This window comes from Streptomyces fodineus (assembly GCF_001735805.1).
Taxonomy (GTDB): domain Bacteria; phylum Actinomycetota; class Actinomycetes; order Streptomycetales; family Streptomycetaceae; genus Streptomyces; species Streptomyces fodineus.
The window spans coordinates 6,177,356-6,202,665 of the sequence record NZ_CP017248.1 but is presented as its reverse complement, the minus strand read 5'-3'; the positions used below and the strand labels follow the sequence as shown (position 1 = coordinate 6,202,665).

At 71.6% G+C, this 25,310-nt stretch carries 21 protein-coding genes and 2 pseudogenes; 11 read left to right on the top strand and 12 right to left on the bottom strand.

Going from position 1 to position 25,310, the window contains the following annotated elements; translation table 11 throughout:
* Nucleotides 1-7: 7 nt before the first annotated feature.
* A pseudogene (locus BFF78_RS26685) lies at nucleotides 8-614 on the bottom strand (hypothetical protein); the annotation flags it as partial.
* A 356-nt stretch (nucleotides 615-970) separates the two neighbouring features.
* Between BFF78_RS26685 and BFF78_RS26680 the strand changes: the two are divergent.
* A complete protein-coding gene (locus BFF78_RS26680) occupies nucleotides 971-1,648 on the top strand; it encodes a hypothetical protein (protein WP_069780713.1) in 678 nt (225 codons plus the stop codon).
* Between the two features lie 45 nt (nucleotides 1,649-1,693).
* On the opposite strand, the gene BFF78_RS26675 is transcribed toward BFF78_RS26680, so the two are convergent.
* From BFF78_RS26675 to BFF78_RS26665, 3 genes are all read right to left on the bottom strand, one after another.
* On the bottom strand, nucleotides 1,694-2,734 hold the full coding sequence (locus BFF78_RS26675) for a YncE family protein (protein ID WP_069780712.1): 1,041 nt from the start codon (nucleotides 2,732-2,734) through the stop codon (nucleotides 1,694-1,696).
* Between the two features lie 342 nt (nucleotides 2,735-3,076).
* Complete coding sequence (locus tag BFF78_RS26670) at nucleotides 3,077-4,045, bottom strand: helix-turn-helix domain-containing protein (RefSeq protein WP_069780711.1); 969 nt, start codon at nucleotides 4,043-4,045, stop codon at nucleotides 3,077-3,079.
* Nucleotides 4,042-4,851 (bottom strand): helix-turn-helix domain-containing protein, encoded by an 810-nt coding sequence (locus tag BFF78_RS26665; RefSeq protein ID WP_069783830.1) that lies wholly within the window; start codon nucleotides 4,849-4,851, stop codon nucleotides 4,042-4,044. Before BFF78_RS26665 ends, BFF78_RS26670 begins: the two co-directional genes overlap by 4 nt.
* Before the next feature lie 343 nt (nucleotides 4,852-5,194).
* Here BFF78_RS26665 and BFF78_RS26660 point away from each other — a divergent pair, with 343 nt between their 5' ends.
* Complete coding sequence (locus BFF78_RS26660; protein WP_069780710.1) at nucleotides 5,195-5,560, top strand: hypothetical protein; 366 nt, start codon at nucleotides 5,195-5,197, stop codon at nucleotides 5,558-5,560.
* 22 nt (nucleotides 5,561-5,582) lie between these two features.
* On the opposite strand, the gene BFF78_RS26655 is transcribed toward BFF78_RS26660, so the two are convergent.
* From BFF78_RS26655 to BFF78_RS26645, 3 genes are read right to left on the bottom strand one after another with little or no spacing between them, the layout of a single operon-like run.
* Nucleotides 5,583-7,268, bottom strand: a complete 1,686-nt coding sequence (locus tag BFF78_RS26655) for a thiamine pyrophosphate-binding protein (protein WP_069780709.1) — start codon at nucleotides 7,266-7,268, stop codon at nucleotides 5,583-5,585.
* A gap of 24 nt (nucleotides 7,269-7,292) precedes the next feature.
* Nucleotides 7,293-8,261, bottom strand: coding sequence for an agmatinase (speB, locus tag BFF78_RS26650; protein WP_055706451.1), 969 nt, complete (start codon nucleotides 8,259-8,261; stop codon nucleotides 7,293-7,295).
* A 56-nt stretch (nucleotides 8,262-8,317) separates the two neighbouring features.
* Nucleotides 8,318-9,778: a sodium:solute symporter family protein gene (locus BFF78_RS26645; protein WP_069780708.1), complete on the bottom strand. Its 1,461-nt coding sequence runs from the start codon at nucleotides 9,776-9,778 to the stop codon at nucleotides 8,318-8,320.
* 193 nt (nucleotides 9,779-9,971) lie between these two features.
* On the opposite strand from BFF78_RS26645, the gene BFF78_RS26640 reads away from it, so the two are divergent.
* On the top strand, nucleotides 9,972-11,819 hold the full coding sequence (locus BFF78_RS26640; protein ID WP_069780707.1) for a helix-turn-helix domain-containing protein: 1,848 nt from the start codon (nucleotides 9,972-9,974) through the stop codon (nucleotides 11,817-11,819).
* 61 nt (nucleotides 11,820-11,880) lie between these two features.
* Nucleotides 11,881-12,669 (top strand): phosphatase, encoded by a 789-nt coding sequence (locus BFF78_RS26635; protein ID WP_069780706.1) that lies wholly within the window; start codon nucleotides 11,881-11,883, stop codon nucleotides 12,667-12,669.
* Between the two features lie 74 nt (nucleotides 12,670-12,743).
* Here the strand turns inward: BFF78_RS26635 and BFF78_RS46360 are convergent, their stop codons facing one another.
* From BFF78_RS46360 to BFF78_RS26615, 4 genes are all read right to left on the bottom strand, one after another.
* Nucleotides 12,744-13,133 carry a hypothetical protein gene (locus BFF78_RS46360; protein WP_159033059.1) on the bottom strand — a complete coding sequence of 130 codons (390 nt, stop codon included), beginning with the start codon at nucleotides 13,131-13,133 and terminating at the stop codon, nucleotides 12,744-12,746.
* Nucleotides 13,134-13,392: 259 nt separating this feature from the next.
* On the bottom strand, nucleotides 13,393-14,271 hold the full coding sequence (locus tag BFF78_RS26625; RefSeq protein ID WP_069780704.1) for an acyl-CoA thioesterase: 879 nt from the start codon (nucleotides 14,269-14,271) through the stop codon (nucleotides 13,393-13,395).
* A gap of 45 nt (nucleotides 14,272-14,316) precedes the next feature.
* Nucleotides 14,317-15,474 carry an acyl-CoA dehydrogenase family protein gene (locus tag BFF78_RS26620; RefSeq protein ID WP_069780703.1) on the bottom strand — a complete coding sequence of 386 codons (1,158 nt, stop codon included), beginning with the start codon at nucleotides 15,472-15,474 and terminating at the stop codon, nucleotides 14,317-14,319.
* Between the two features lie 106 nt (nucleotides 15,475-15,580).
* Nucleotides 15,581-16,180, bottom strand: a complete 600-nt coding sequence (locus BFF78_RS26615) for an SACE_7040 family transcriptional regulator (protein WP_069780702.1) — start codon at nucleotides 16,178-16,180, stop codon at nucleotides 15,581-15,583.
* A gap of 96 nt (nucleotides 16,181-16,276) precedes the next feature.
* On the opposite strand from BFF78_RS26615, the gene BFF78_RS26610 reads away from it, so the two are divergent.
* From BFF78_RS26610 to BFF78_RS46980, 5 genes are all read left to right on the top strand, one after another.
* Nucleotides 16,277-17,893 carry a carboxyl transferase domain-containing protein gene (locus BFF78_RS26610; protein ID WP_069780701.1) on the top strand — a complete coding sequence of 539 codons (1,617 nt, stop codon included), beginning with the start codon at nucleotides 16,277-16,279 and terminating at the stop codon, nucleotides 17,891-17,893.
* 11 nt (nucleotides 17,894-17,904) lie between these two features.
* Nucleotides 17,905-19,923: an acetyl/propionyl/methylcrotonyl-CoA carboxylase subunit alpha gene (locus BFF78_RS26605; protein ID WP_069780700.1), complete on the top strand. Its 2,019-nt coding sequence runs from the start codon at nucleotides 17,905-17,907 to the stop codon at nucleotides 19,921-19,923.
* Nucleotides 19,924-19,940: 17 nt separating this feature from the next.
* Nucleotides 19,941-20,864, top strand: coding sequence for a hydroxymethylglutaryl-CoA lyase (locus BFF78_RS26600; protein ID WP_193433680.1), 924 nt, complete (start codon nucleotides 19,941-19,943; stop codon nucleotides 20,862-20,864).
* 5 nt (nucleotides 20,865-20,869) lie between these two features.
* A complete protein-coding gene (locus BFF78_RS26595) occupies nucleotides 20,870-22,030 on the top strand; it encodes an acyl-CoA dehydrogenase family protein (protein ID WP_069783829.1) in 1,161 nt (386 codons plus the stop codon).
* Between the two features lie 213 nt (nucleotides 22,031-22,243).
* Complete coding sequence (locus tag BFF78_RS46980; protein ID WP_069780698.1) at nucleotides 22,244-22,633, top strand: hypothetical protein; 390 nt, start codon at nucleotides 22,244-22,246, stop codon at nucleotides 22,631-22,633.
* A 116-nt stretch (nucleotides 22,634-22,749) separates the two neighbouring features.
* On the opposite strand, the pseudogene BFF78_RS48405 reads toward BFF78_RS46980, so the two are convergent.
* Nucleotides 22,750-22,982 (bottom strand): annotated as a pseudogene (locus BFF78_RS48405) (GNAT family N-acetyltransferase); the annotation flags it as partial.
* Nucleotides 22,983-23,248: 266 nt separating this feature from the next.
* On the opposite strand from BFF78_RS48405, the gene BFF78_RS26585 reads away from it, so the two are divergent.
* Together BFF78_RS26585 and BFF78_RS26580 are read left to right on the top strand one after the other, a co-directional pair.
* The gene (locus tag BFF78_RS26585; protein ID WP_069780697.1) at nucleotides 23,249-24,295 is read left to right on the top strand and encodes an ABC transporter substrate-binding protein; all 1,047 of its coding nucleotides are present in this window, start codon (nucleotides 23,249-23,251) and stop codon (nucleotides 24,293-24,295) included.
* Between the two features lie 31 nt (nucleotides 24,296-24,326).
* A complete protein-coding gene (locus BFF78_RS26580) occupies nucleotides 24,327-25,169 on the top strand; it encodes a siderophore-interacting protein (protein ID WP_069780696.1) in 843 nt (280 codons plus the stop codon).
* Nucleotides 25,170-25,310 lie beyond the last annotated feature (141 nt).

Sequence of the window (25,310 nt, the reverse complement as noted above, 5' to 3'; positions counted from 1 at the left end):
CGCTCGCTCACTCCGCGTCGAACAACTCCGCCGCGTCGGTGGCGTGGACGGCCCGCTGGGCCCAGGCTTCGAGCCGGTCCAGATCCGTGCAGGCCAGCACGCGGTCGCGTACGGCATCGGGCACGGCAACCTCGCGCCATTCCAGGATGTGCAGGATCATCTCGGCCTTGGCCTCAGCCCGGCCCTGTTCCAGGCCTTGCTCCCTGCCTTCCTCGCGTACCTGCTGTGCCAGCGGGTGTCGCCAGAAGTACTGGATCGCGGTCATCGGGTCCCTCCACATCTGCTTCGCCTGGGGGTCGGCCAGGCAGGAGTCGACCAACTGCACGAAGACTGCGGCACTGTCCGCATCGATGGTCCGCAGGGCGGCGGCCAGGCACGTTGCCCGGACCCAGCACCAGCGGACGCACCGTCAGCGAGTGCCAGTCCCGGAAGCCGAACCGGATCGGACGCGAGGCCCACTCGGCGGTCCTGCTGCTCTGCGTGATGACGATCAGCACCGGCTCGCAGCGGTACTTCTCGTACAGGTAGGACAGGTAGTACGGCCAGCTGCCCCGCTTGCGCTCGTCCACCTTCCCCTGCGACTCCACCACCAGCAGATACGTGCCCTCGTCAGTGTGTCCACCCGCCGCTCGACGCGGTGATCAACGAGCTACGCCGCCACAAGTTCGCACCACACGAATTTCCCCCGGCCCCCGAACCGCGCCGTCGGCTGCCACCCCCAGTACTCCCGGGTGGATGCCTGTCGTCCGGCCGGCTCGGCAGGATCGCGGTATGAGGCGACCAAGTGACCGCGGTGCTCCCCGGGTGCTCGTGTGGCTGGAGCGGCACGGCACCGACTTCGTCGTGGGGTTTGCCAACTCCTTCTCGATCGGGATCTCCCTCGGCGTGTGCTCGCTGTCGTACCGGAGGCGGACCGAGTCGGGGTGCACCCGGCGCTCCCGCAGGGTGGGGCTTGCGCGAGACTGTCGGCATGACCTGCGAAACGGTGCTCGCAGCGCCTGACGAAATGCGTACCCACCTCGTGGACCAGCTCAACAGCATGCTGCGCAGGCCGGGTATGTACGGGGACGTGGAGGCGTCCATGTGGATCGTCGTCAACCACCTCCTTTTCCTGGAGCGACGCCCTGAGGTCTGGGAGGAGCAGAAGCGCGCCTGGAGCCGGCAGGGGGGATGGAGCCCGACCGGGGTGAAGGGCGCGTTCGGCTCTTTGCTTCCGGGCGACCATGGCCACAGCGTGGCTTCTGTGTACGCCGAGTTCGCGCGCCGGCAGGGATGGCTCAAGCCCGACCGGGTCCTGGATGCCGAGGCGTACGCGGCCCTGCGGGACGCCGTCCGTCAGTGGGGCCGAAGCGATCGGGTCTGGGCCGACGTGACGACCGCGTTCGGCCCCCCGTCGGTGCTGTTCGGCGGCACCAATCCGTTCTACGGAAAGACGCTCGGCTATGTGACCGAGGATCCCGCACAGCCGATGGTGTCCTTCCACCTGTGGAACGGCACCGATCCCGGCACCGAGGCCGACTGGCCACCGGCACGCACACAACCGCTGCTCCTCGCTGTCCGCTGTGGCGACGGTACGTTCGCAGACAGCTTCACCTTCACCCCACAGGGCCGGCGCCGCCGACCGAAGGGCGCAGAGCACCCGGAGTGACGACGCCGCCTCGTGCGGCACCGGCCAGACGCCTTCCCCCCCAGTTCAGGCCGCCCGCGGAAGGTACGCCAGGCCGTGCGCCCCCGGTTCGCCCCGCTTCGGGATGTCCAGCCGGGTCAGGGTGCTCATCGTCTCCAGGTCGATGACGTCGACCGTCGACGAGGAGACGCAGGCCACGTAGGCGAGCCGGCCGTCGGGGGAGGAGTGGACGGTGAGGGGGAAGAGGCCGACCTCCAGTTCGCCGAGGCGTTCTTGGGTGGTCGCCGAGAACACGGTGAGGCGGCCCGGTGCCTGGCGGCCGAGGTGGGACGCCGGGTCGGGGGTCATACGGAGCTGGCCGGCGAGCAGCCTGCCCGTCGGCGTCACATGCACCGGCACGACGACATGCTCGGTGGGCAGGGTGGCGGTCACGGACAGGGTGTGGGCGTCGATGACGCGGATGCCTGGTGTGTGGCCCTCGGGCGCGCCCAGGTACGGGGCGGCCACGAAGACCTGCGTGCCGTCGGCGGAGACCGCCAGGCCCTCGCTGCCCGGTACCTCCACCTTCGCGGTGAGGGCGCCCTGGTCGAGGTCGACCACCGAGACGAACGGCGCCTCCTTGTTGGTGGCGTAGCCCCTGCGGCCCGTCGGATCGATGGCGAACCAGTGCGGCCCGGGCGCCCCGGTGTCGATCCTGCCCAGGGGACGGCGAGTGGCGGTGTCGATGATCACCACGCCGCCGGGGCGGTCCGCCGAGCCCTCCACACTGACGTAGAGGCGGCCGCGTGCCGGGTCCAACGCCAGCCCGTGCGGGCCGTGTTCGGGGGCGAGGTCGATGACCTCCACGATCCGGCGGCTGTCGGCGTCGATGGCGGTCAGCCGGGTGCTCCGGCCGCTGTTGGCGTGGTAGTAGCCCGAGCGGTACGACGTGCTGCACCACAGCAGCCGGTGCGTGGGGTCGAAGCACAACTCATGGGGTTCGGCCGGGACTTCGGTCGTGCCGAGGTGGCGGTCGGAGGCGACGTCGTAGAACGAGACCGTCGGCCCGCTCTGGCTGACCACGGCCAGCACATCGCCTTCTCGGCCGGCACGGGGTGACTGCTGCACAGGTGGCTCCTCGTATGGCTTCCTGAAGGGTCTTGATGGACACCTCCACCGTCCTCCCGGGAGGAGTTCCGCCGCAATGCAAAGATCGGCAGGGCATTATTGCCCCAGACGCAAAGGCACAGCTGCACCTCGCCCGCGGCGGCGAGCCACCCTGGCCGACCGGCTGCCCGGCACCATCGCCGCGCTCGGTCTGCGCACCTTCCCCGTCCCCCTCGATCTCGCCCCGCTCGGCCTCGGGATGGCCTGGCGCCCCCGCAACTCGGCCGATCCGGGGCACCGCTGGTTCCGTGACCCTCTGGCGGCCGCGGTCCCGGCGCCGTCCCAGAACGCCTGACGCAGCGGCTAGTGCTGCGGGCCGAAGCAGTGCCGCTCGCCGTCGCGGACCAGACAGGCCCGCACCCGGTCCAGGTCGGCGCCGGTAGCGGCGACCATCGGGGTCGACAGGGAGTCCTTGGCGTCGTACCCGTCCTTGACCTCGATCCGCCACGGCGCGTGATGCGGTACGAGGATCTCCGCCCGGTCCCCCACCTTCCCGAGGTCGATCCGTGCCCACACCGCACCGCAGACGCTGCTGTGCCGGATCTTGACCACGGTCGGCCCGGGGAAGCTCTGCCGGCCTAGGGTCACCGGCACCGGGTCGGCTCCGCAGCCGTACATCTCGGGGTCCTTGCCGGTGCAGCCGCTGCCGTGGCAGCCCTGCGCCAGTGCGGGCACGGAGGAGGACGGGGGCGCGGACGGGGCCCGGCCGGACTCGCTGAACGCGCCGGTGGCCGCCAGTGACACCATGACCGCGGCGACCGTGAGCCCGCCGCCCACGACCGCGGCGAGCAGGCCGCGCCGGGCCGGACGCCTGGGCGCGCTGCCGGCGTCCTCGGGCGGAGGCGGCTCGGCGGGGGGTGCGGGGGACGACGTGCCCGCGAGGCCGCCCTCGCCTGCCGTACGCCCGCCCGTCACACCGCCGCGCGCCGTTTTCGCACCCTCCACACCCCCGCGCGCCGTTTGCCGACCCGCCACATCCCCGCTCGCCGTCTTCCCACCCGCCCCACGTCCGCTCACCGCCGCGTCCGCCAGCTCCCACAGCGCGAGCGGCCGAGCCGGGTCCTCGCCCGCCAGGTCGCACAGTTCCGCGACGGCCTGCCGGGGCGGCAGCGTCCTGGCGTTGAGATAGCGGTCCCAGGACGACTTGCTGTACGGCGTCTTCGCCGCCAGTGCGGCCAGGCTCAGCCCCGTCCGGGTCCGCAGCCCGCGCAAGGCCTCCGCCAGCCGCTCGCACTCCACCGGCCGGTCGCCGGACGCGGCGCCGGACGTCATTTCCGCAGCACCCCCCAGGTGTCCTCGCCGATGACCCCGTCCACGCGCAGGTGTGCTCCCTCCTGCAACCGCTCCACCGCGCGCTCGGTGCGGGAGCCGAACGCCCCGTCGGCCATCCCCGGCGAGAAGCCGTGGTGGCGCAGCAGGCACTGCGCCTCCACGACGGACCACTGCGACGATCCCGAGCCGATCAGGCCGACGCGGGTGGTGCTGTACCCCGCGTACAGCAGCCCGTCCTGGGCGCGGTGCACCCGGCACGGGTAGTCCTTGCCGGCCCGGTACACGAAGGGCCCCTTCGCCGCTCCCGTCCCCGAGGCCGACGCCGTGGCGTCCGCCGGAACCGGCCGGCCGTCGATCCGCTCCCGTCCGCCGTTCCACGGCGCGGCCACCAGCAGGACGATCACCGCGGTCACGAGCACGGCCGACGCCAGTACGACGGCGAGCATCCGCCGTCCCCTGCCGCGTCCCGCCGGTTCCTCCCCGCCGGGAACGGAGTCCGCCCCCGCCTCCGGCTCCCCCGCCCGGCCGGCACCCTCCCCGCCCCGCCCCGCCGCCACGGCCACCTCGTGCAGGGCCAGCAGCCGGGCGGGGTCGATGTCGCAGGCGCGGGCCAGTGCCGCCACCGCCTCCTGCGGCGGTAGCGCCCGGCCGTTGAGATAGCGGTCCCAGGAGGCACGGCTGTAGCCCGTCCGGGCGGCCAGTGCCTGCAGGCCCAGACCGCTGTGGTCCTTGATCCGGCGCATCTGTACGGCGAGTTGCCGCACTCGCGGGTCGAGTGAGTCCGGCAACTGCTTCCAACGAGACACGTTCCACCCCATGTCTGTTGCAACTCCCCGGACGAGGATGCCCCACCCAGAGCGCGCGGTTCCCGTGGCCCGCCGTGCGACCGCATGGTTTCGGCCGCACCGCCCGGCGTCCGCGCGTCCCGCCGGTGACTCACGGCGCAGGGTGTTTTCGCAGGCCGGAGGGTGGGACGTCCCGCGCCGACGGCAACTGTCCGGCAGGCCTGGCCCCGTCCTGGACTCGGCCTGCACTGTCGGTGGTGCACGACGGGCGGTGCGGTCCACCCCGCACCGCCCCAGGCACCGGCGGCCCGCCCACACGGGGGTGGGGCGGGCCGCCCCGAGCAACCGACCTCGAGGAGCATCCATGCGATTCCGTATCGCGACCGCATCCGTCCTGACCGCGTGCGCCATGGCCGGAAGCGGCCTGGCCCTCTGCGCGCCGTCCGCCTCGGCCGACACGCACACCGCAGCCCGCCCGAACTGTCCTTACCCGTACGTCTGCTTCTACGACGGCAACACGATGACCGGGAAGTTCAAGGACACCGGGTACTGGCAGCGGCTCGGCGCGAGCCGCAACGCGAGGGGCGCGGTCAACACCCGGCACGACGACGTGGCCTACGTGCGGTTCTCCAACCACCCGGCCATCTGCATGAAGCCCGGCGAGGGATGGGCCTTCAACGGGGCGCACCCGACGCAGGTCTACATCAGCAGCTCCAGCACGTGCCACTGAGGCACGCCCGGCCCCGGCACCCCTAGCCGAGATGTGTCGGCGCGAACATCCGCAGCACCGCCGGGAGTACGACCACCGAGGGGCCCGGGGTCGCCAGCGCCTTCGCCAGGTCCTGTTCCAGGGTCTCGGGGGTCGTTCGGACCCCGGGCACCCCGAAGGACTCGGCGAGGGCCACGTAGTCCGGACGCGTCAGCTCCGTCGCCGTGGCCTGGCCGAAGGCGTCGGTCATGTACTCGCGGAGGATGCCGTAGCCGCCGTCGTCGACGATCAGCCAGGTGACCGGGAAGTCGTACTGCTTCGCCGTGGCCAGTTCCGCGATCGAGTACAGCGCGCCGCCGTCGCCGGAGACCGCCAGCACCGGGCGGGTCGGGTCGGCCGCCGCCGCGCCCAGTGCCGCCGGGAAGCCGTAGCCGAGGCCGCCGGCGCCCTGCGCCGAGTGCATGAGGTTCGCGCCCCGCGGGTCGAAGGCCGACCAGGCCCAGTACGCCAGGATCGTCATGTCCCAGTAGGACGGGGAGTCGGCGGGCAGGGCACGCCGGACGGCTCCCAGCACCTCCTGTTCCAGGGTGAGTTCCTGGGCGGCGATGCGCTCACCGACTCGGGACAGCAGCTCCCGCACCCGCCCCGGCGCCGACTCGTCCGTGCGCTCGTGCACCGTCTCCAGCAGGGCCTGCAGGGCCAGGCGGGCGTCCGCGTGGATGCCCAGCGCGGGGTGGTTGGACTCCAGCTTGCCGAGGTCGGCCTCGATCTGGACGACTCGGCCGCGCGGCTTGAACGTGTGGTAGTTGGAGGAGAGTTCGCCGAGGCCCGAGCCGACCACCAGGAGTACGTCCGCGTCCTCCAGGAGGTCTGTGGTGTGCCGGTCCTCCAGCCAGGACTGCATCGACAGGGGGTGATCCCAGGGGAACGCGCCCTTGCCGCCGAACGTCGTCACCACCGGCGCGTGAAGCCTCTCCGCCAGCGCCCTCAGCTTTCCGGAGGCGTCCGCCCGCACGACCCCGCCGCCCGCGATGATCGCCGGGCGGGCGGCACGGGACAGCAAGTCGGCCGCCACCGCGGTCAGTTCGGGGCGCGGGGCCAGGTCGTCCGGGGTCGCGTCCACCGCGGTGACCACGGGCAGGGTGGTCTCGGCGAGCAGGACGTCCTGCGGGATCTCCACCCACACCGGGCCGTGCGGTGCCGTCAGCGCCGACTTCCAGGCCGCCGCGATCGCGGAGGGGATCTGGGACTGCGTGCGGACCGTGTGAACCGACTTCACCACGCCCCGGAACGAAGCGGCCTGGTCGGGGAGTTCGTGCAGATAGCCGTGCCGGCCGCCGCCCAGGCCGGCCGTCGGGATCTGGCTGCTGATCGCCAGCACGGGGGCCGAGGCCGCCGCCGCCTCCTGCAACGCGGCCAGCGACGTCAGCGCACCCGGGCCCGTCGACAGCAGCAGCGGGGCCGCCTCGCCCGTGACCCGGCCGTACGCGTCCGCCGCGAAGCCCGCGTTGTTCTCCACCCGCAGGCCCACATAGCGCAGTGACGAGCGGCGCAGGGCGTCGAACATGCCGAGGGCGTGCTGGCCGGGCAGCCCGAAGACGGTCGTCGCGCCGAGCCCGGCCAGCGTCTCCACGACCAGGTCTCCGCCGTTGCGCCCCGGGGGAGGGTTCAGGGCCGCGGTGATCTGCGCCTGTGTCGGGCGAAGTACCAGGTCGTGGTCGTGAGTCACTGCTCTCGGTCCCCCTCGGGAAGATCAGGCGTTGCGGGCCGCCGCGATCTGGCGGCTCATGATGGTGGTCAGTTCGTACGCCGTGTGCGAGGCCGCCACCGAGGTGATCTCGGCGTGGTCGTACGCGGGCGCCACCTCGACGACGTCCGCCGAGACCAGGTTGCAGGATGCCAGGCCGCGCAGGATCTCCAGCAGCTCGCGGGAGGTCATGCCGCCCGCCTCCGGGGTGCCCGTGCCGGGCGCGTGGGCCGGGTCGAGGCAGTCGATGTCGATGGAGATGTACAGCGGGCGGTCGCCGATGCGCTGTCGCAGCTGGTCGGCGACCTCGTCGGCGCCCCGGCGGTAGATGTCCGCGGAGGTGACGATGCCGAAGCCCATCTTCTCGTCGTCGGTGAGGTCCTGCTTGCCGTACAGGGGGCCGCGGGTGCCGACGTGGGAGAGGGCCGAGGTGTCGAGGATGCCCTCCTCCACCGCGCGGCGGAACGGGGTGCCGTGGGTGTACTCGGCGCCGAAGTAGGTGTCCCAGGTGTCCAGGTGGGCGTCGAAGTGGAGCAGGGCGACCGGGCCGTGCTTCTTCGCGACGCTCCTCAGCAGCGGCAGCGCGATCGTGTGGTCGCCGCCCAGGGTCATCAGGCGGGCGCCGGTGCCGAGCAGCTCGTCCGCCGCGGCCTCGATGGTCTCGACGGCCTCGTTGATGTTGAACGGGTTCACCGCGATGTCGCCGCCGTCGGCGACCTGGGCGAGCGCGAACGGCGACGCGTCCTGCGCGGGGTTGTACGGGCGCAGCAGCCGGGACGCCTCACGGATGGCGTTGCCGCCGAAGCGGGCGCCCGGCCGGTACGAGACACCGGAGTCGAACGGCACGCCCACCACGGCGACGTCGGCGGTGCCGACCTCGTCCAGGCGGGGCAGCCGGGCGAAGGTCGCGGGGCCGGCGTACCGCGGGATGCGGGAGGAGTCGACGGGGCCGCGGGGCGTCTCGTTGCTGCTCATGGTCAAATGCCTTCTTTCTTGCGCTTCGTCGCGCATGTACTGCTTTCCCTATGACTCTACTGGTGAGCCGGGACCGGTTCGGACGCGAGTTCGGGGTTCCGTCCGGCGAGGCGCTCACGCCAGGTGGCGAGAACCGTCTCGTCGGTGGGCTTCGTCGCCAGGGAGACGGCGACGTAGGCGGCGAGGGAGGCGAGCAGGCCGTAGTAGACCGGCTCGTTGGCCAGGATGCCGTAGCCCGCCATCAGGCCGATGACCGCGAGGCCGCCGACGGTCACGGAGGCCAGCGCCCCCTGCACCGTGCCGCGCCTCCACAGCAGGCCGCCGAGGATCGGCACGAGCAGACCGCCGACGAGCAGGTTGTACGCCACGGTCAGCGCCTCGACCACGTTGTTCAGCGCGATCGCCGTGCCGATCACCGCCACGCCCATGATCAGGATGAAGGCGCGGTTGCCGCCGACCTCGTCGTGATCCTCGCCGTCACGTCGTACGACCCCCCTGAGCCGCGACCAGATGTCGTTGTTGGCGACCGTGGCGCAGGCGATCAGGGCGCCGGAGGAGGTGGACATCACGGCGGCCAGGGCGGCGGCCAGCACCAGGCCGCGGACGCCGACGGGGAGTTCGTCCTTGACGATGGTGGCGAAGGCGTCGTCGGGGCTGCCGAGCCTGGGGTAGAGCACCTTGGCGGCCGTGCCGATCACCGCGCCGGCGAGGGCGTAGGCCAGACAGTAGGTGCCGGCCACCGTGCCGCCCCACTTGGCGGTCTTGTCGCTGCGGGCGGTGAACACGCGCTGCCAGATGTCCTGGCCGATCAGCATGCCGAACGTGTAGATCAGGACATAGGTGAAGATCGTCTGGCCGCCGATGCCCAGCGGGTCGAAGTACGAGGTGGGCAGCTTGGCCTTCATCTCGGAGAAGCCGCCCGCCTTGACGACCGCGATCGGCAGGAGCAGGAGCAGCACGCCGATGGTCTTCACCACGAACTGGACCATGTCGGTCAGCGTGATGGACCACATGCCGCCGAGGGTGGAGTAGGCGACGACGATCGAGCCGCCGAGGATGATCGCGACGGTGCGGTTCATGTCGAAGAGGACGTCGAAGATCGTGGCGTAGGCGATCGTCGAGGTGACGGCCAGCATGAGGGTGTACGCCCACATGACCACGCCGGAGATGACCCCGGCCCGGCCGCCGTAGCGCAGGTCCAGCATCTCGGAGACGGTGTAGACCTTCAGGCGGGCGATGCGGGCGGAGAAGAACACGGACAGGGCGAGGAGGCCGAGGCCGATGGTGAAGACCATCCAGGCGCCGGACAGGCCGTACCGGTAGCCGAGGCCCACGCCGCCGATGGTGGAGGCGCCACCGAGGACGATCGCCGCCATGGTGCCGGAGTACATGGCGGGGCCCAGGCGGCGGCCGGCCACCAGGAACTCGCTCTTCGACTTGGCGCGGCGCATGCCCCACCAGCCCATCGCCAGCATCCCGGCGAGATAGACGACGATCACTGTGTAGTCGACGGCCATGTTGGGGCCCTCCTTCGCGCGCATTCCGGTGGCGTGTCGTGCAGATGCGGTGGGGACGCGCCGGCAGCAGATCGCGGGGACATCCGCCCGTACCCGCGGCTGCCGTGCTGACTTGACACTAGGTGGCCGGAAAGCGACTGCGAAGTGTACGTTTCATCCATATCAAGGGGGCGGGATGGAGGGTACGCACACCATGCCGGAAACGATCACCCCAGCGGTCCCACCGACCCCACCGGTACCGCTGTCGGCTCTGCTGGCCCGCGAGGACCTGGCCCTGCGGCAGATCGCGGGCCCGTCCGGCCCCTCGATCGTGATCCACTGGGTGCACACCTCGGAGATGGCCGACCCGTACCCGTATCTGCTGGGCGGCGAGCTGCTGCTCTCGGCCGGGGTGCACATCCCGGAGGCGGCGGGCTCGGGCACCTACTTCGACGACTACGTCTCGCGGATCGTCGCGGCGGGCGGCGCGGCCCTCGGCTTCGGCCTGGCCCCGGTGCACGACACGGTCCCGCGCGCCCTGGTCGCGGCGTGCGACCACTACGGCCTCCCCCTCCTGGAGGTCCCGCCCAGGACCACGTTCTCCGGTGTGGCCCGCGCGGTGTGGCAGCTGATGGCCCAGGCCCGCCTGGCCGAACTCCGCCGGGTGACGGAGGCCCAGCAGAGCCTCGCGGCGGCGGCCTCCCGACCGGATCCGGTGCCGTCGGTACTGCGCCGCCTGGCCCAGCACCTCTCCGGCCACGCGGTGCTCTACGGCCCCGACGGCACGGCCGTCGCCACGGCGGGCCGGGACGCGGCCGAGGAGACCGGCACGGCCCTGGCCGGCCTGGCCGCGGTGGTCCGCCCCACGGACGGCCGGGCACCGGAAGCGGACCCCGCATCGCAGGAGGCCCCCCGGACGGCACGGCATCCCGCACCGAGAGACACGCCCACCCACCCCACGGCCGCCACGGCAGCATCGACCGACGCCACCACAGCCACCCCGGCCGATGACCGCGCGACGGACACGACCGGAGCCACCTCGGACACCGGCTCGCCCCCGGCACCGGGCCGCTCCCCCGCCGACCGAACCGCCGCCCCCACCGGCCGCCCCAGCGGCACAAGCACCAGCGCCGCATCCAGCCGCCCCAGCGGCACAAGCACCAGCCCCGCATCCGGGCCCGTGTCACCGCTCCCGGCCCGGACCGTCCCCTCCTCCGCCACCGACACGCTCGGGGACACCCACCTCGCCGCCTATGCCCTCGGCTCGGGCGAAGGGTTCGTCCTCGGGGTGGCGACCGCGCGCCGCGAGCCCGGGGACAACACCATCGCCTCGGTCGCCGCGGTGCTGCTGTCGCTACTGACCGGGGAGCACCAGAGCGGGGCCGGGGCGGCGCGCTCCTCGGCGCTGGTGCGGCTGCTGCTCGGCTCGGCGCCCGAGGAGGTCGCCCCCCTGCTGGCCGGGGAGTCCCGCCGGGCCGGCGCGGCCGGGAGCGGGGGCGGTCGGTGGGTCGTCGTACACGCCCGGCCCGGGGACCAGTTGCCCGATGCCGTCGCCGCGTCCGCGCTCGGTGCCGCGCTGGGGTCGCCGCTGGTCGATCTCGGGCATGACGTCGTACGGGTGCTGGTGCCGGGCGGGCGGGTACCGCAGGCGCAGGCCGGCTGGACGCTCGGGGTGAGCGCGGCCGTGCAGCCGCGGGAGTGGGCGGCCGCCGACGCCCAGGCGGCCCGTGCGCTCGCCCGGGCGCGGGCCACCCGCACCCCGCTCATCCGGCACGGCGCCCGGCCGGGCCTGACGGACCTGCTGCCGCGGGCGGACGCCGAGGCACACGCCCGCGCGCTGCTCGCACCGCTCGCCGGCCGGCCCGAGCTCGCCGAGACCCTGCGCAACTGGCTGGCGTTGCATGGCAGTTGGGACCGTACAGCGGTGGCGCTCGACGTGCACCGCAACACCGTGCGGCAGCGCATCGCCCGCTGCGCCTCCCTGTTGGAGACCGATCTGGACGACCCGGACGTACGCATGGAGCTGTGGTTCGCGCTGCGGCAGAGCGGACCGGGCGAGTGAGCCCCGTCCCAGCGGGCGATATGGCGAGGACGGCCGTGGCCCGCTGCCCCACAATGGACGCATGCCGATATCCGGGACGCCCAGCCGCGCTCAGCTCGTCGACCACCTGGTGAGGACCCGTATCGCGGGGGACGTCGCCACGCCCCGCGAGAACAACCTCTCCCACTACCGCCAGCTCGCCAACGGCGTCCGCAACTTCTGGCTCGGCCTGGAGCTGGGCGACCGCTGGACGGACGAGCAGGACGTGCTCGCGGTGATGGCCGAGCGGGTAGGGGTCAACGACGACCCCGAGTACCGGTACGGGCAGGACACCATCGACCCCGAACTGACCGTGGACGCGCTGGAACGGATGGCGGCACGGCTGCGCAAGGCGGCCGAGGACCGGCAGCGGGTGCTGTTCGCGACCGGCCATCCGGGCGGGCTGCTGGATGTGCACCGGGCCACGGCCGCCGCGTTGCGCGCCGCAGGCTGCGAGATCGTGGTCATCCCGGACGGGCTGCAGACGGACGAGGGGTACGTCATGCAGTTCGCGGACGTAGCGGTGCTGGAACACGGGGCGTCCCTGTGGCACACCCACTCCGGGGAGCCGATGCGGGCCATCCTGACGGGACTTGAGCGCGCGGGACGCCCGCTGCCGGACCTGGTCGTCGCCGACCACGGGTGGGCGGGATACGCGGGACAGCACGGCATCGACTCCGTCGGGTACGCAGACTCCAACGACCCGGCGCTCTTCCTCGCCGAGGCCGAGGGCACCGTCCAGGTCGTCGTACCGATCGACGACCATGTGCTCAGCCCGCGCTACTACGACCCGATGACGGCGTATCTGCTGGCGGAGGCGGGGCTTTCCTGATCCGGCCCCGCGCCGCTGCGGCGCGGCACTGTGCGGCCCCGCTCACGGGGCCGCACAGTGTGGACGGCGTCGGCTCAGCTGCTGGTGTTGCTCTTGCTACTGCTGCCGGTGCTGGTGGTGCTGCCACTGCTCTTGCTGGTGGTGCTGCCACTGCTCTTACTGCTGGTGCTGCCACTGCTCTTACTGCTGGTGCTGCCACTGCTCTTACTGCTGGTGCTGCCGTTGTTGTTGCCGTTGTTGCTCCAACCCCAGCGGCCCCAACCGTGGCCGCCGTGGTGGCGGTGGTGGCGGTGGTGGTGGTGCCAACCACCACAACCGCAGTCGGCGAACCGGCTGTGGAAACCGAGGTTCTGGTGTACCGGGGCTGCCGAGGCGGTGCCCGCCGTGCCGATCGCGGCTCCGCCCGCCAGCAGGAAGCCCGCGGCGGACATCACGACGTAACGCTTAACGCGCTGTGCTCGCATGGGAAGTTACCCTTCTGTTTCCATCATCTCCCGCGGCTCCATGAGGAAGACACGGGGCGGATGGTCGGCGCCGTGCTCACTGAGGGGGACGTCACGGCACGCTCTTCAGGTGTCACCGCAGCGGATTGACCGCACGGAGTCGCCGCCGACGTCTGCCATTCCCGGGATCCGGAAACCGTCGGCCGGTCACACCGTGTACTGCGGCGCTCACTCATAGAGACTAATGCCACACCGGTCGCTCGGCACCTCGAGGGCAACATCAGCCACGCGGGACGCGGACGACACCCTCCTGGATGACGGTGATCGCGAGCCGTCCGTCCTGCGTGTAGATCCGCGCCTGGCCGAGGCCCCGGCCGCCGTGTGCGGACGGCGACTCCTGGTCGTACAGCAGCCATTCGTCGGCGCGGAAGGGACGGTGGAACCACATCGCGTGGTCCAGGGAGGCGCCCACGACATCCCCCACGGCCCAGCCGCCGCGTCCGTGCGCGAGCAGCACGGAGTCGAGGAGGGTCATGTCGGAGACGTAGGTGGCGAGGACGACGTGCAGCAACGGTTCGTCAAAGGCGCAGTCCAGCTTGCCGTTGGTGCGGAACCACACCTGCGAGTGCGGCTCGCGCGGCTCGCCGAACTGCCCGTACGGCGGCTCCTCCACGTACCTGAGGTCGATCGCCTCGCGGGCCTCGAGGAACTTCTCGACGACCTCGGGCGCGAGGTGGCCGTAGCCGCGCATCCGCTCCTGGGAGGTGGGCAGGGTCGCCGGGTCGGGCGAGGCGGGCATGGGCGCCTGGTGCTCCAGCCCCTCCTCGTACACCTGGAAGGACGCGGACAGGTGGAAGATCGGCTTGCCGTGCTGGACGGCGACCACGCGGCGGGTGGTGAAGGAGCGGCCGTCGCGGATGCGGTCCACGGTGTAGACGATCGGCGCGCCGGGGTCCCCCGGGCGCAGGAAGTACGCGTGCAGGGAGTGGGCGGGCCGGTCCGCGGGGACCGTCCGGCCGGCGGCGACCAGCGCCTGCGCCGCGACCTGCCCGCCGAAGACGCGGGGTACGACGGCGGAGCGGGACCGGCCGCGGAAGATGTTCTCCTCGATCTGCTCGAGGTCGAGCAGATCGAGGAGATCCTGAAGTGCCTGACTCATGGCGTTAGTTGTACCGGCCAGTGATTGCGGCGGCGAGGGTCCGTCTTACAGGCCCATGTCCTTGGCGATGATCGTCTTCATGATCTCGCTGGTGCCGCCGTAGATGCGGTTGACGCGGTTGTCCGCGTACAGGCGGGCGATCGGGTACTCGTTCATGTAGCCGTAGCCGCCGTGCAGCTGGAGGCAGCGGTCGATGACGCGGTGGGCGACCTCGGTGCAGAACAGCTTGGCGGAGGCGGCCTCGGCCGGAGTGAGCTCACCGGCGTCCAGGGCCTCGGTCGCGCGGTCGGCGACGGCCTCGGCGGCGTCCACCTCGGCCTGGCAGGCGGCCAGCTCGAACTTGGTGTTCTGGAAGTGCGCGACCGGCTTGCCGAAGACGGTGCGCTCCTGGACGTACTGCTTGGCGAACCGGACGGCGGCCTTGGCCTGGGCGTAGGCACCGAAGGCGATGCCCCAGCGCTCGGAGGCCAGGTTGTGGCCGAGGTAGTAGAAGCCCTTGTTCTCCTCGCCGAGCAGGTCCTCGACCGGGACCCTGACGTCGACGAACGCCAGCTCGGCGGTGTCGGAGGTCTTCAGGCCCAGCTTGTCGAGCTTGCGGCCGACGGAGTAGCCCTCGGACTTGGTGTCCACGGCGAACAGGGAGATGCCGTGGCGGCGGTCCTCGGCGGTGGGCGCGGCCGTGCGGGCGCAGACGATCACCTTGTCGGCGTGGACGCCGCCGGTGATGAAGGTCTTGGCGCCGTTGAGGACGTAGTGGGTGCCGTCCTCGCTCAGCTTGGCGGTGGTCTTCATGCCCGCGAGGTCGGAGCCGGTGCCCGGCTCGGTCATCGCGATGGCCCACATCTCCTCGCCGGTGACGAACTTCGGCAGGTAGCGCTTCTTCTGCTCGTCGTCGGCCAGCATCTTGATGTACGGCAGGGCGAGCAGCACGTGGACACCGGAGCCGCCGAAGTTCACGCCGGCGCGGGCGGTCTCCTCGTAGATGACCGCCTCGAACTTGTGGGTGTCCAGGCCCGCGCCGCCGAACTCCTCGGGCACGCTGATGCCGAAGACGCCCAGCTCGCCGAGCTTGTAGTAGAAGTCGCGCGGCGCCTGGCCGGCGGCGAACCACTCGTCGTAGACCGGGACGACCTCGGCCTCGATGAAGGCGCGGAGGGTCTCCCGGAACGCCTCGTGATCCTCGTTGAACACCGTACGGCGCACGCCGCCACCTCCACGTCCTGTCTAAGCGCTTGCTCACTCGAAGATACCGGCGAGTACGAGCATGCGTCCAGAGACGCAGGTCACTCTCGGGGCGGGGCGACAGGGCTCACAGCTCCCCCGCCGCCGCGAACGCGCCCCGCGCCATCCGGTGCAGCAGAGCCGCGGTGGCCGCCCGGCCCGGCAGCGTGCCCGCGCGGCCCAGATGCGGTGTGGAGTTCAGCAGGCCGAAGACGGAGTGGACCGCCGAGCGGGCCGACGGCTCCGACAGTCCCGGATACACCTCGCGGACCACCTCCACCCACAGCTCGACGTACTGCCGCTGGAGCTGGCGCACCAGCTTGCGGTCGCTGTCGCGCAGGCGGTCCAGCTCGCGGTCGTGCAAGGTGATGAGGGGACGGTCGTCCAGGGCGAAGTCGATGTGGCCCTCGATCAGGGAATCAAGGACGGCGGAGGGCCGGGTGTCCCCGTCGGCCTCCGCCAGCCGGCGCTTCGCGCCCGTCAGCAGCTGGCCGCTGATGCCGACCAGCAGCTCGGCGAGCATCGCGTCCTTGCCCGGGAAGTGCCGGTACAGGCCGGGGCCGCTGATACCCACGGCGGCGCCTATCTCGTCGACACCGACGCCGTGGAAGCCGCGCTCGGCGAAGAGCCGGGCGGCCTCCTTGAGGATCTGCTCGCGACGGGTGGGGGCGTCGGTTCTGGTGACCATGCAGCTAATTCTAGACAGCGAGGTTAGCGGTCGTTAACCTGAGGGAAATGGTTAACGCTCATTAACAGGACGACCACTGGGTGAGGGGACCGCAGGATGCAGGAGGCACCGGAGCTCCGGAGCGCGGCAGATCCCGCGTCGGAGGCCTGGCGGGCCAACGAAGAGGCGCATCTCGCACTCGTCGGGGAACTGCGCGCCAAGCTGGCCGCGGCGGCCCTCGGCGGCGGCGAGAAGGCGCGGGCCAGGCACACCGCGCGGGGCAAGCTGCTGCCGAGGGACAGGGTGGACACGCTGCTGGACCCCGGGTCGCCGTTCCTGGAGCTGGCGCCCCTCGCGGCCGACGGGATGTACGACGGGCAGGCCCCGGCCGCCGGGGTGATCGCCGGGATCGGCCGGGTCAGCGGGCGCGAGTGCGTGGTCGTCGCCAATGACGCGACCGTCAAGGGCGGCACGTACTACCCGATGACGGTGAAGAAGCACCTGCGCGCCCAGGAGGTCGCCCTCGACAACCGCCTGCCCTGCGTCTACCTGGTCGACTCCGGCGGCGCCTTCCTGCCGATGCAGGACGAGGTGTTCCCCGACCGGGAGCACTTCGGGCGGATCTTCTACAACCAGGCCCGGATGTCGGGCGCGGGGATCCCGCAGATCGCGGCCGTCCTCGGCTCCTGCACCGCCGGCGGCGCGTACGTGCCCGCCATGAGCGACGAGGCGGTGATCGTCCGCAACCAGGGGACGATCTTCCTCGGCGGCCCGCCGCTGGTGAAGGCCGCCACCGGCGAGGTCGTCACGGCCGAGGAGCTGGGCGGCGGCGAGGTCCACTCCCGGATCTCCGGCGTCACCGACCACCTCGCCGAGGACGACGCGCACGCCCTCAGGATCGTCCGGAACATCGTCGCCACCCTCCCGGCCCGGCAGTCCCTGCCCTGGGAGGTCCAGCCGTCCGTCGAGCCCAAGGTGGACCCGTACGGGCTGTACGGCGCCGTCCCCGTCGACTCCCGTACCCCCTACGACGTACGCGAGATCATCGCCCGTATCACCGACGGCTCCCGTTTCGCCGAGTTCAAGTCCGAGTTCGGGCAGACCCTCGTCACCGGGTTCGCCCGGATCCACGGCCACCCGGTCGGGATCGTCGCCAACAACGGCATCCTCTTCTCCGAGTCGGCCCAGAAGGGCGCCCACTTCATCGAGCTGTGCGACCAGCGCGGCATCCCCCTGGTGTTCCTGCAGAACATCTCCGGGTTCATGGTCGGCAGGGACTACGAGGCCGGCGGTATCGCCAAGCACGGCGCCAAGATGGTGACGGCGGTCGCCTGCACGCGCGTGCCGAAGCTGACGGTGGTGGTCGGCGGGTCGTACGGCGCGGGCAACTACTCGATGTGCGGCCGTGCCTACTCCCCCCGCTTCCTGTGGATGTGGCCGGGCGCCAAGATCTCCGTCATGGGCGGCGAGCAGGCCGCCTCCGTCCTCGCGACCGTCAAACGGGACCAGCTTCAGGCGCGGGGCGAACAGTGGCCCGTCGAGGACGAAGAGGCCTTCAAGGCACCGATCCGCGCGCAGTACGAGCGCCAGGGCAACGCCTACTACGCCACCGCCCGCCTCTGGGACGACGGCGTGATCGACCCGCTGGAAACCCGTCAGGCGCTCGGACTCGCCCTGACGGCCTGCGCCAACGCGCCTCTGGGAGACCCCCAGTTCGGCGTCTTCCGGATGTGAGGAGGGGAACCGTGTTCGACACAGTGCTGGTGGCCAACCGGGGCGAGATCGCCGTACGCGTCATCCGTACGCTCCGCTCGCTGGGCGTGCGCTCGGTGGCGGTCTTCTCCGACGCCGACGCGGACGCACGGCATGTCCGGGAGGCCGACACGGCGGTACGGATCGGTCCGGCGCCGGCCGCCGAGAGCTATCTGTCGGTGGAGCGGCTGCTTCAGGCCGCCGCCCGCACCGGCGCCCAGGCCGTCCACCCCGGGTACGGCTTCCTCGCCGAGAACGCGGGCTTCGCGCGCGCCTGCGAGGAGGCGGGGCTGGTCTTCATCGGCCCGCCGGCGGACGCGATCGCGCTCATGGGCGACAAGATCCGGGCCAAGGAGACGGTGGCGGCGGCCGGAGTGCCGGTGGTGCCGGGGTCGAGCGGCAGCGGGCTCACCGATGCCCAACTGGCCGACGCGGCACGGCAGATCGGGACCCCGGTCCTGCTCAAGCCGTCCGCCGGCGGTGGCGGCAAGGGCATGCGGCTCGTCCGGGACGCCGAGAAGCTGGCCGAGGAGATCGCCGCCGCCCGCCGCGAGGCCCGCGCCTCCTTCGGCGACGACACGCTGCTGGTGGAGCGGTGGATCGACCGGCCCCGGCACATCGAGATCCAGGTGCTGGCCGACGGCCACGGGAGTGTGGTTCACCTGGGTGAGCGCGAGTGCTCGCTCCAGCGGCGGCACCAGAAGATCATCGAGGAGGCGCCTTCCGTCCTGCTGGACGAGCGGACCCGCGCGGCGATGGGCGAGGCGGCCGTGCAGGCGGCGCGCAGTTGCGGCTACCGGGGCGCGGGCACGGTCGAGTTCATCGTCTCCGGTGAGGATCGCAACCAGTACTTCTTCATGGAGATGAACACCCGTCTCCAGGTGGAGCACCCGGTCACCGAGTTGGTGACCGGCCTCGACCTGGTGGAGTGGCAGCTGCGGGTCGCGGCCGGCGAGCGGCTGCCCTTCGCCCAGACCGCCCTCACGCTCACCGGGCACGCCGTCGAGGCCCGGATCTGCGCCGAGGACCCCGCGCGCGGCTTCCTGCCCTCCGGCGGCACCGTCCTGCTGCTGGACGAGCCACAGGGCGACGGCGTCCGCACCGACTCCGGGCTCAATGAGGGCACCGAGGTGGGCAGCCTGTACGACCCGATGCTGTCCAAGGTGATCGCCCACGGCCCCGACCGGGAGACCGCGCTGCGCAGGCTCCGGGCGGCGCTCGCGGAGACGGTCACGCTGGGCGTGCAGACCAACGCGGGGTTCCTGCGCCGGCTGCTGGCCCATCCGGCGGTCGTGGCGGGCGAGTTGGACACCGGTCTGGTCGAGCGCGAGGTGGACGGGCTGGTACCGCAGGGGGTGCCGGCGGAGGTCTACGCGGCGGCGGCGCTGCTGCGGCAGGCCACGCTCGCGCCCGCCACAGGTTCCGGCTGGGCGAACCCGTTCGCCGCCGCCGACGGCTGGCGGCTGGGCGGGGCACGGGCCTGGACACCGCACCATCTGCAGGTGCCGGGGCACGAGCCGGTGACCGTGCGCGTGCGCAACACGCCGGACGGCGCGACGGAGCTGCTGCTGCCCGGGGCGGACAGTCCGCTGCGGGGCTCCGGGGGCGTGCCCCCGCGTCCCGGTGCCGGGCACCGGTTCACCTTCCTGCTGGACGGCGTCTCCCACACCTTCACGGCCGGGCCGGACGGCTCCTGGCTCGGCCGGGACGGCGACGCCTGGCAGGTGCGGGACCACGACCCGGTCGCCGCGTCCCTCAGCCGGTCCACGCACGCGGGTGCCGACTCCCTCACCGCGCCCATGCCCGGCACGGTGACCGTGGTGAAGGTGGCCGTCGGTGACGAAGTGGCCGCCGGGCAGAGCCTGCTGGTGGTGGAGGCGATGAAGATGGAGCACGTCATCTCCGCCCCGCACGCCGGCACGGTCGCCGAACTGGACGTGACTCCCGGCACGACGGTCGCGATGGACCAGGTGCTGGCCGTGATCACCCCGCACGAGGAGGTGGCCGAGTGACCGCCGACGCTCTCCCCATGGTCGTACCGGCGTCCGATCTGCCCGCGCGGGTGCGGATCCACGAGGTCGGCGCGCGGGACGGGCTGCAGAACGAGAAGCAGGCCGTACCGACCGAGATCAAGGCGGAGTTCATCCGCCGGCTCGCCGACGCGGGCCTGACGACGATCGAGGCGACGAGCTTCGTGCATCCCGAGTGGGTGCCCCAGCTCGCCGACGCCGAGCAGCTGTTCCCGCTGATCAGGGATCTTCCGGGAGTCGCGTTCCCGGTGCTCGTGCCCAACCGGCGGGGCCTGGACCGGGCGCTGGCGCTCGGCGCCGACCGGGTCGCCGTGTTCGCCAGCGCCACCGAGTCCTTCGCGAAGGCCAACCTCAACCGCACGGTGGACGAGTCGCTGGCCGTGTTCGGGCCGGTGGTGCGGCAGGCGAAGGACGCGGGCGTGCACGTGCGCGGCTATGTCTCGATGTGCTTCGGCGACCCCTGGGAGGGGGCGGTCCCCCTGCACCAGGTGGCCCGGGTCTGCACGGCCCTGCGGGACATGGGCTGCGACGAGCTGAGCCTCGGCGACACGATCGGCGTGGCCACCCCGGGCCACGTACTCGAACTGCTCTCCCTGCTCAACGAGGAGGGCGTGCCGACGAACATGATCGGCGTGCACTTCCACGACACCTACGGCCAGGCGCTCGCGAACACCTACGCGGCACTGGAACACGGCGTGACGACGATCGACGCCTCCGCCGGAGGCCTCGGCGGCTGCCCGTACGCCAAGTCCGCCACCGGCAACCTCGCCACCGAGGACCTCGTCTGGATGCTGCACGGCCTCGGCATCGAGACCGGGGTCGACCTCGGCCGTCTGACCGCCACAAGCGTGTGGATGGCCGCCCATCTGGACCGGCCCAGCCCGTCCCGTACCGTCCGCGCTCTCTCCCACAAGGACCAGTGATCAGCATGGACCACCGTCTCAGCCCCGAGCTGGAGGAACTCCGCCGTACGGTGGAGGAGTTCGCGCACGACGTCGTGGCGCCGAAGATCGGCGACTTCTACGAGCGGCACGAGTTCCCGTACGAGATCGTCCGCGAGATGGGCCGTATGGGCCTGTTCGGGCTGCCGTTCCCGGAGGAGTACGGCGGCATGGGCGGCGACTATCTGGCGCTCGGCATCGCCCTGGAGGAACTGGCGAGGGTCGACTCGTCCGTGGCGATCACTCTCGAAGCAGGGGTCTCCCTGGGCGCCATGCCGCTGCACCTCTTCGGCACCGAGGAGCAGAAGCGCACGTGGCTGCCCCGCCTGTGCTCGGGCGAGATGCTGGGCGCGTTCGGCCTGACCGAGCCGGACGGCGGCAGCGACGCGGGCGCCACGCGTACGACGGCCCGCCTCGACCCCGACACGAACGAATGGGTGATCAACGGCTCCAAGTGCTTCATCACCAACTCCGGTACGGACATCACGGGCCTGGTGACGGTGACCGCCGTGACCGGCCGCAAGCCGGACGGCAAGCCGCAGATCTCGGCGATCATCGTCCCGTCCGGCACGCCGGGCTTCACGGTGGCCGCGCCCTACTCGAAGGTGGGCTGGAACGCCTCCGACACCCGCGAGCTGTCGTTCGCCGATGTCCGGGTCCCCGCCGCCAACCTGCTCGGCGAGGAGGGCCGGGGCTACGCCCAGTTCCTGCGCATCCTCGACGAGGGCCGCATCGCGATCGCGGCGCTCGCGACCGGCCTCGCCCAGGGCTGCGTCGACGAGTCGGTGAAGTACGCCAAGGAACGCCACGCCTTCGGCAAGCCCATCGGCGCCAACCAGGCCATCCAGTTCAAGATCGCCGACATGGAGATGAAGGCCCACACGGCCCGCCTGGCCTGGCGGGACGCCGCCTCGCGCCTGGTCGCGGGCGAACCCTTCAAGAAGGAGGCGGCCCTGGCCAAGCTCTACTCCTCCACCATCGCCGTCGACAACGCCCGCGACGCCACCCAGATCCACGGCGGCTACGGCTTCATGAACGAGTACCCCGTGGCCCGCATGTGGCGCGACTCCAAGATCCTGGAGATCGGCGAGGGCACGAGCGAGGTCCAGCGGATGCTGATCGCCCGGGAGCTGGGGCTGGTGAGCTAGCCGGCGAGGACGTCGCTGGACCCACCCGGAGCTCAGGCGATCGCTTCCCCGTTGTGGCAGTCCGTTCCTACTCGACGACGATGGGGACGCTGTTCGGCGAATCAGGTGGTTCTCTCGGGGCGGGGCATTGCGTGACGGGCGTGCGGGACGTTGGTCAGCGCGTCCGTCATCTGCCTGGAGGTAACCGTGAAAGCAGCGAAGTATGGAGCCGGATTGACGCTGGGACTGGCGCTGACCGCCACGGTGATCACGACAGCCGCTTCCGCCGCGCCCCACTCCGCTCTGGCCGGCCGTCTCGTCCTCACCAACTCCGACAACGGCCACAGCGTGGCGCGGTCGGTCGGTGACGACACCGAGATCCGGCTGAAGGCCTCCCGCGAACGGGGCCTGACGTACACGTGGACCATGCCGAGCACCCGCGATGCCCACGTCCTGACCCGGACTGTCGGCGGCACGACACCGGCCGGTGACGCATACGCGATCCTGCACGCGGAGAGCCCGGGCACCAGCACCATCTCCGCCGTGCGGCAGTGCCACCCTGACCCCGGGCACAAGTGCCCCCGTGCCATCGCGCCGTGGAAGGTCACCATCAAGGTGAGCTGAGACATCGCGCGGCGCCGGCCTTCAAGACGTCCTGGTGGCCTTGAACACCGACGCCGCGCATCACCCTCTGCCGCTCCCCTCGCTCCTGTCGTGGACACCGGTCGAGCGGATGGAGGGATCATCACCGTAAGGACCGGCGAAGCCGCTGACGGCCGGCTCTGCCCGAGGTCCTCGTAGCCCCACGACCGGTAGAGCGCATGCACCTTCCCGTCGCCGGCCGCCTTGTTGACCATGAGCGTGACGTACGGCTCCGCGCGGGTGGCGAGGAGAGCGTCATGGATACGCCGTGCGGTCCCGTACCGCGCCATGCCGCACGGACGCCGATCTCCTTCAGGACTCGACGGCGACGCGGTGGACGATCTGCGGTGCCGCGCAGCCGGGGCACAGCAGGAGCAGCAGGAACGGCAGCCCGCCGAGGAGGGCGCGCCACAAGGGGGCGGCGGTCAGGCCGACGATGCCCGCGGCCCAACAGGGCAGCAGACGCCGGTGTGTTGTCCGTTCACTCGCGGCGCGGGCCGTGCCGCCCCACCCGGCTGGACATTAAGCAAGGTTAGGCTAACCTACCTTGGAACCTGTCCGGCCGGCGCTCCGCCCCGTTCGAAAGCGGCCATACCCATGCCCCATGCCCGTGCCACCCACCTCACTCGCCGCGGCCTCCTCGCCGCGGGCGGCGCCGTCGGACTCGGTGCCGCGCTCGCCGCCTGCGGGGACGGCCAGGGGAAAGACGGTGGCTCCGGCAAGGAGGCGGCGGCCGGCAAGTCCGGGCCCTGGTCCTTCGAGGACGACCGCGGCACGACGGTGAAGCTGGACAAGGTCCCCGCGAACATCGTCGCCTTCACCGGCGTCGGCGCCGCGCTCTACGACTACGGCATCCGGGTCAAGGGCGTCTTCGGCCCGACGGCGACCAAGGACGGCAAGGCCGATGTCCAGGCCGGCGACATGGACGTCAGCAAGGTGACGGTGCTCGGCAACGCCTGGGGCCAGTTCAACATCGAGAAGTACGCCTCGCTCGCGCCGGACGTGCTGATCACGACGATGTTCGACAACGCCGGAACCCTCTGGTACGTCCCCGAGGAGTCCAAGAAGAAGATCGCCCAGCTGGCTCCCGGCATCGGCATCTCCGTCTACGACCGTCAGCTCACCCAGCCGCTGCAGCGCGTGTGGGACCTGGCCGAGTCGCTGGGCGCGGACATGCAGGCCGCGAAGGTGACCGACGCGAAGAAGCGGTTCGAGGCCGCCGCCGCGCGGCTGCGTGCCGCCGCCAAGGCCAAGCCCGGCATCAAGGTGATGGCCGGCAGCGCGAGCGACCAGCTGTTCTACGTCTCCGGCACCAACCTCTCCGTCGACCTCGAGTACTTCAAGGCCCTCGGCGTGAACTTCGTCGAGCCGCCGGAGAGCGCCAAGAAGCAGGGCGGCGGCTGGTTCGAGTCGCTGAGCTGGGAGAACGTCGACAAGTATCAGGCCGACATCATCATGATGGACGACCGGTCATCGGCGATCCAGCCGGCCGGCATCACCAAGCCGACGTGGAAGAAGCTGCCCGCGGTGAAGGCGGGCCAGGTGATCGCCCGGTCGCCCGAGCCGATTCTGTCGTACGACAAGTGCGTGCCGCTGCTCACGAGTCTGGCCGAGGCCCTGGAGAAGGCCAAGAAGGTCAGCTAGCCACCGACCTGACGTCCCATCAGGAGCTCATATGACGACGGCCGTAGCCGCCCCGTTCCGATTCTTCTCCCTGCAGGTCGTACGGACGAGGCGGCTGGGGCCGTCCCTGGTCCGGGTCACCTTCGGCGGGCCGGACCTGCACGCCTTCCACTCCGAGGGCCGGGACCAGTCCCTGTCCCTGTTCCTGCCGCATCCGGACCAGCCCGAACCCGTCGTCCCGCTGGACCTGGGCGACGACTGGTGGCAGGCCTGGCGTGAACTGCCGGACGACGTACGGGCGGTGATGCGGTCGTACACCCTCCGCGCCCTGCGCCGGGACCCCGACGAGATCGACATCGACTTCGCGCTGCACGGTGTCGAGCCCGGCGCGGCCACCCCCGCCGGCCCCGCCTCCCGCTGGGCCTCCCAGGCCACCCCCGGCGACCGCGTCCTGCTGCTCGGGCCCGCCATCGCCGACAACCGCGCGATCCGCTTCCGCCCGCCCGGGGACACCGACCTCGTCGTCCTGTGGGGCGACGAGACCGCCGTACCGGCCGCGACCGCCATCCTCGAGTCCCTGCCCGCCGGCACCCGCGTCCGCGCCTGGCTGGAGGTGCCGGACGCCGGGGACATCCAGGACGTGCGCACGGAGGCGGACGCGGAGATCACGTGGCTCGTACGGCACGACGGGTCCCCCATGGCCGTCGACGCCGTACGGGCCGCCCGGCTCTCCCTCACCGAGCGGCCGTACGTGTGGATCGCGGGTGAGTCGGGCCACGTCAAGGCCCTGCGGCGGCACTTCGTCGGTGAGCGCGGGGTTGACCGGCGGCGGGTGACCTTCGTCGGGTACTGGCGGCGGGGGATGACCGAGGAACAGCTGCGGGCCACCGAGTAACTCCCCGGCCGGGTAACGCCCTTGTGCGTGACACCGGTCACGGGTGAGGCGTGCCTCGATCCAATAAACTTAGGTTAGGCTAACCTAAGTTAAAACGGACCCGTTCAAACCCCGCACGGACCGTCCCCTCGGAGGACCCCC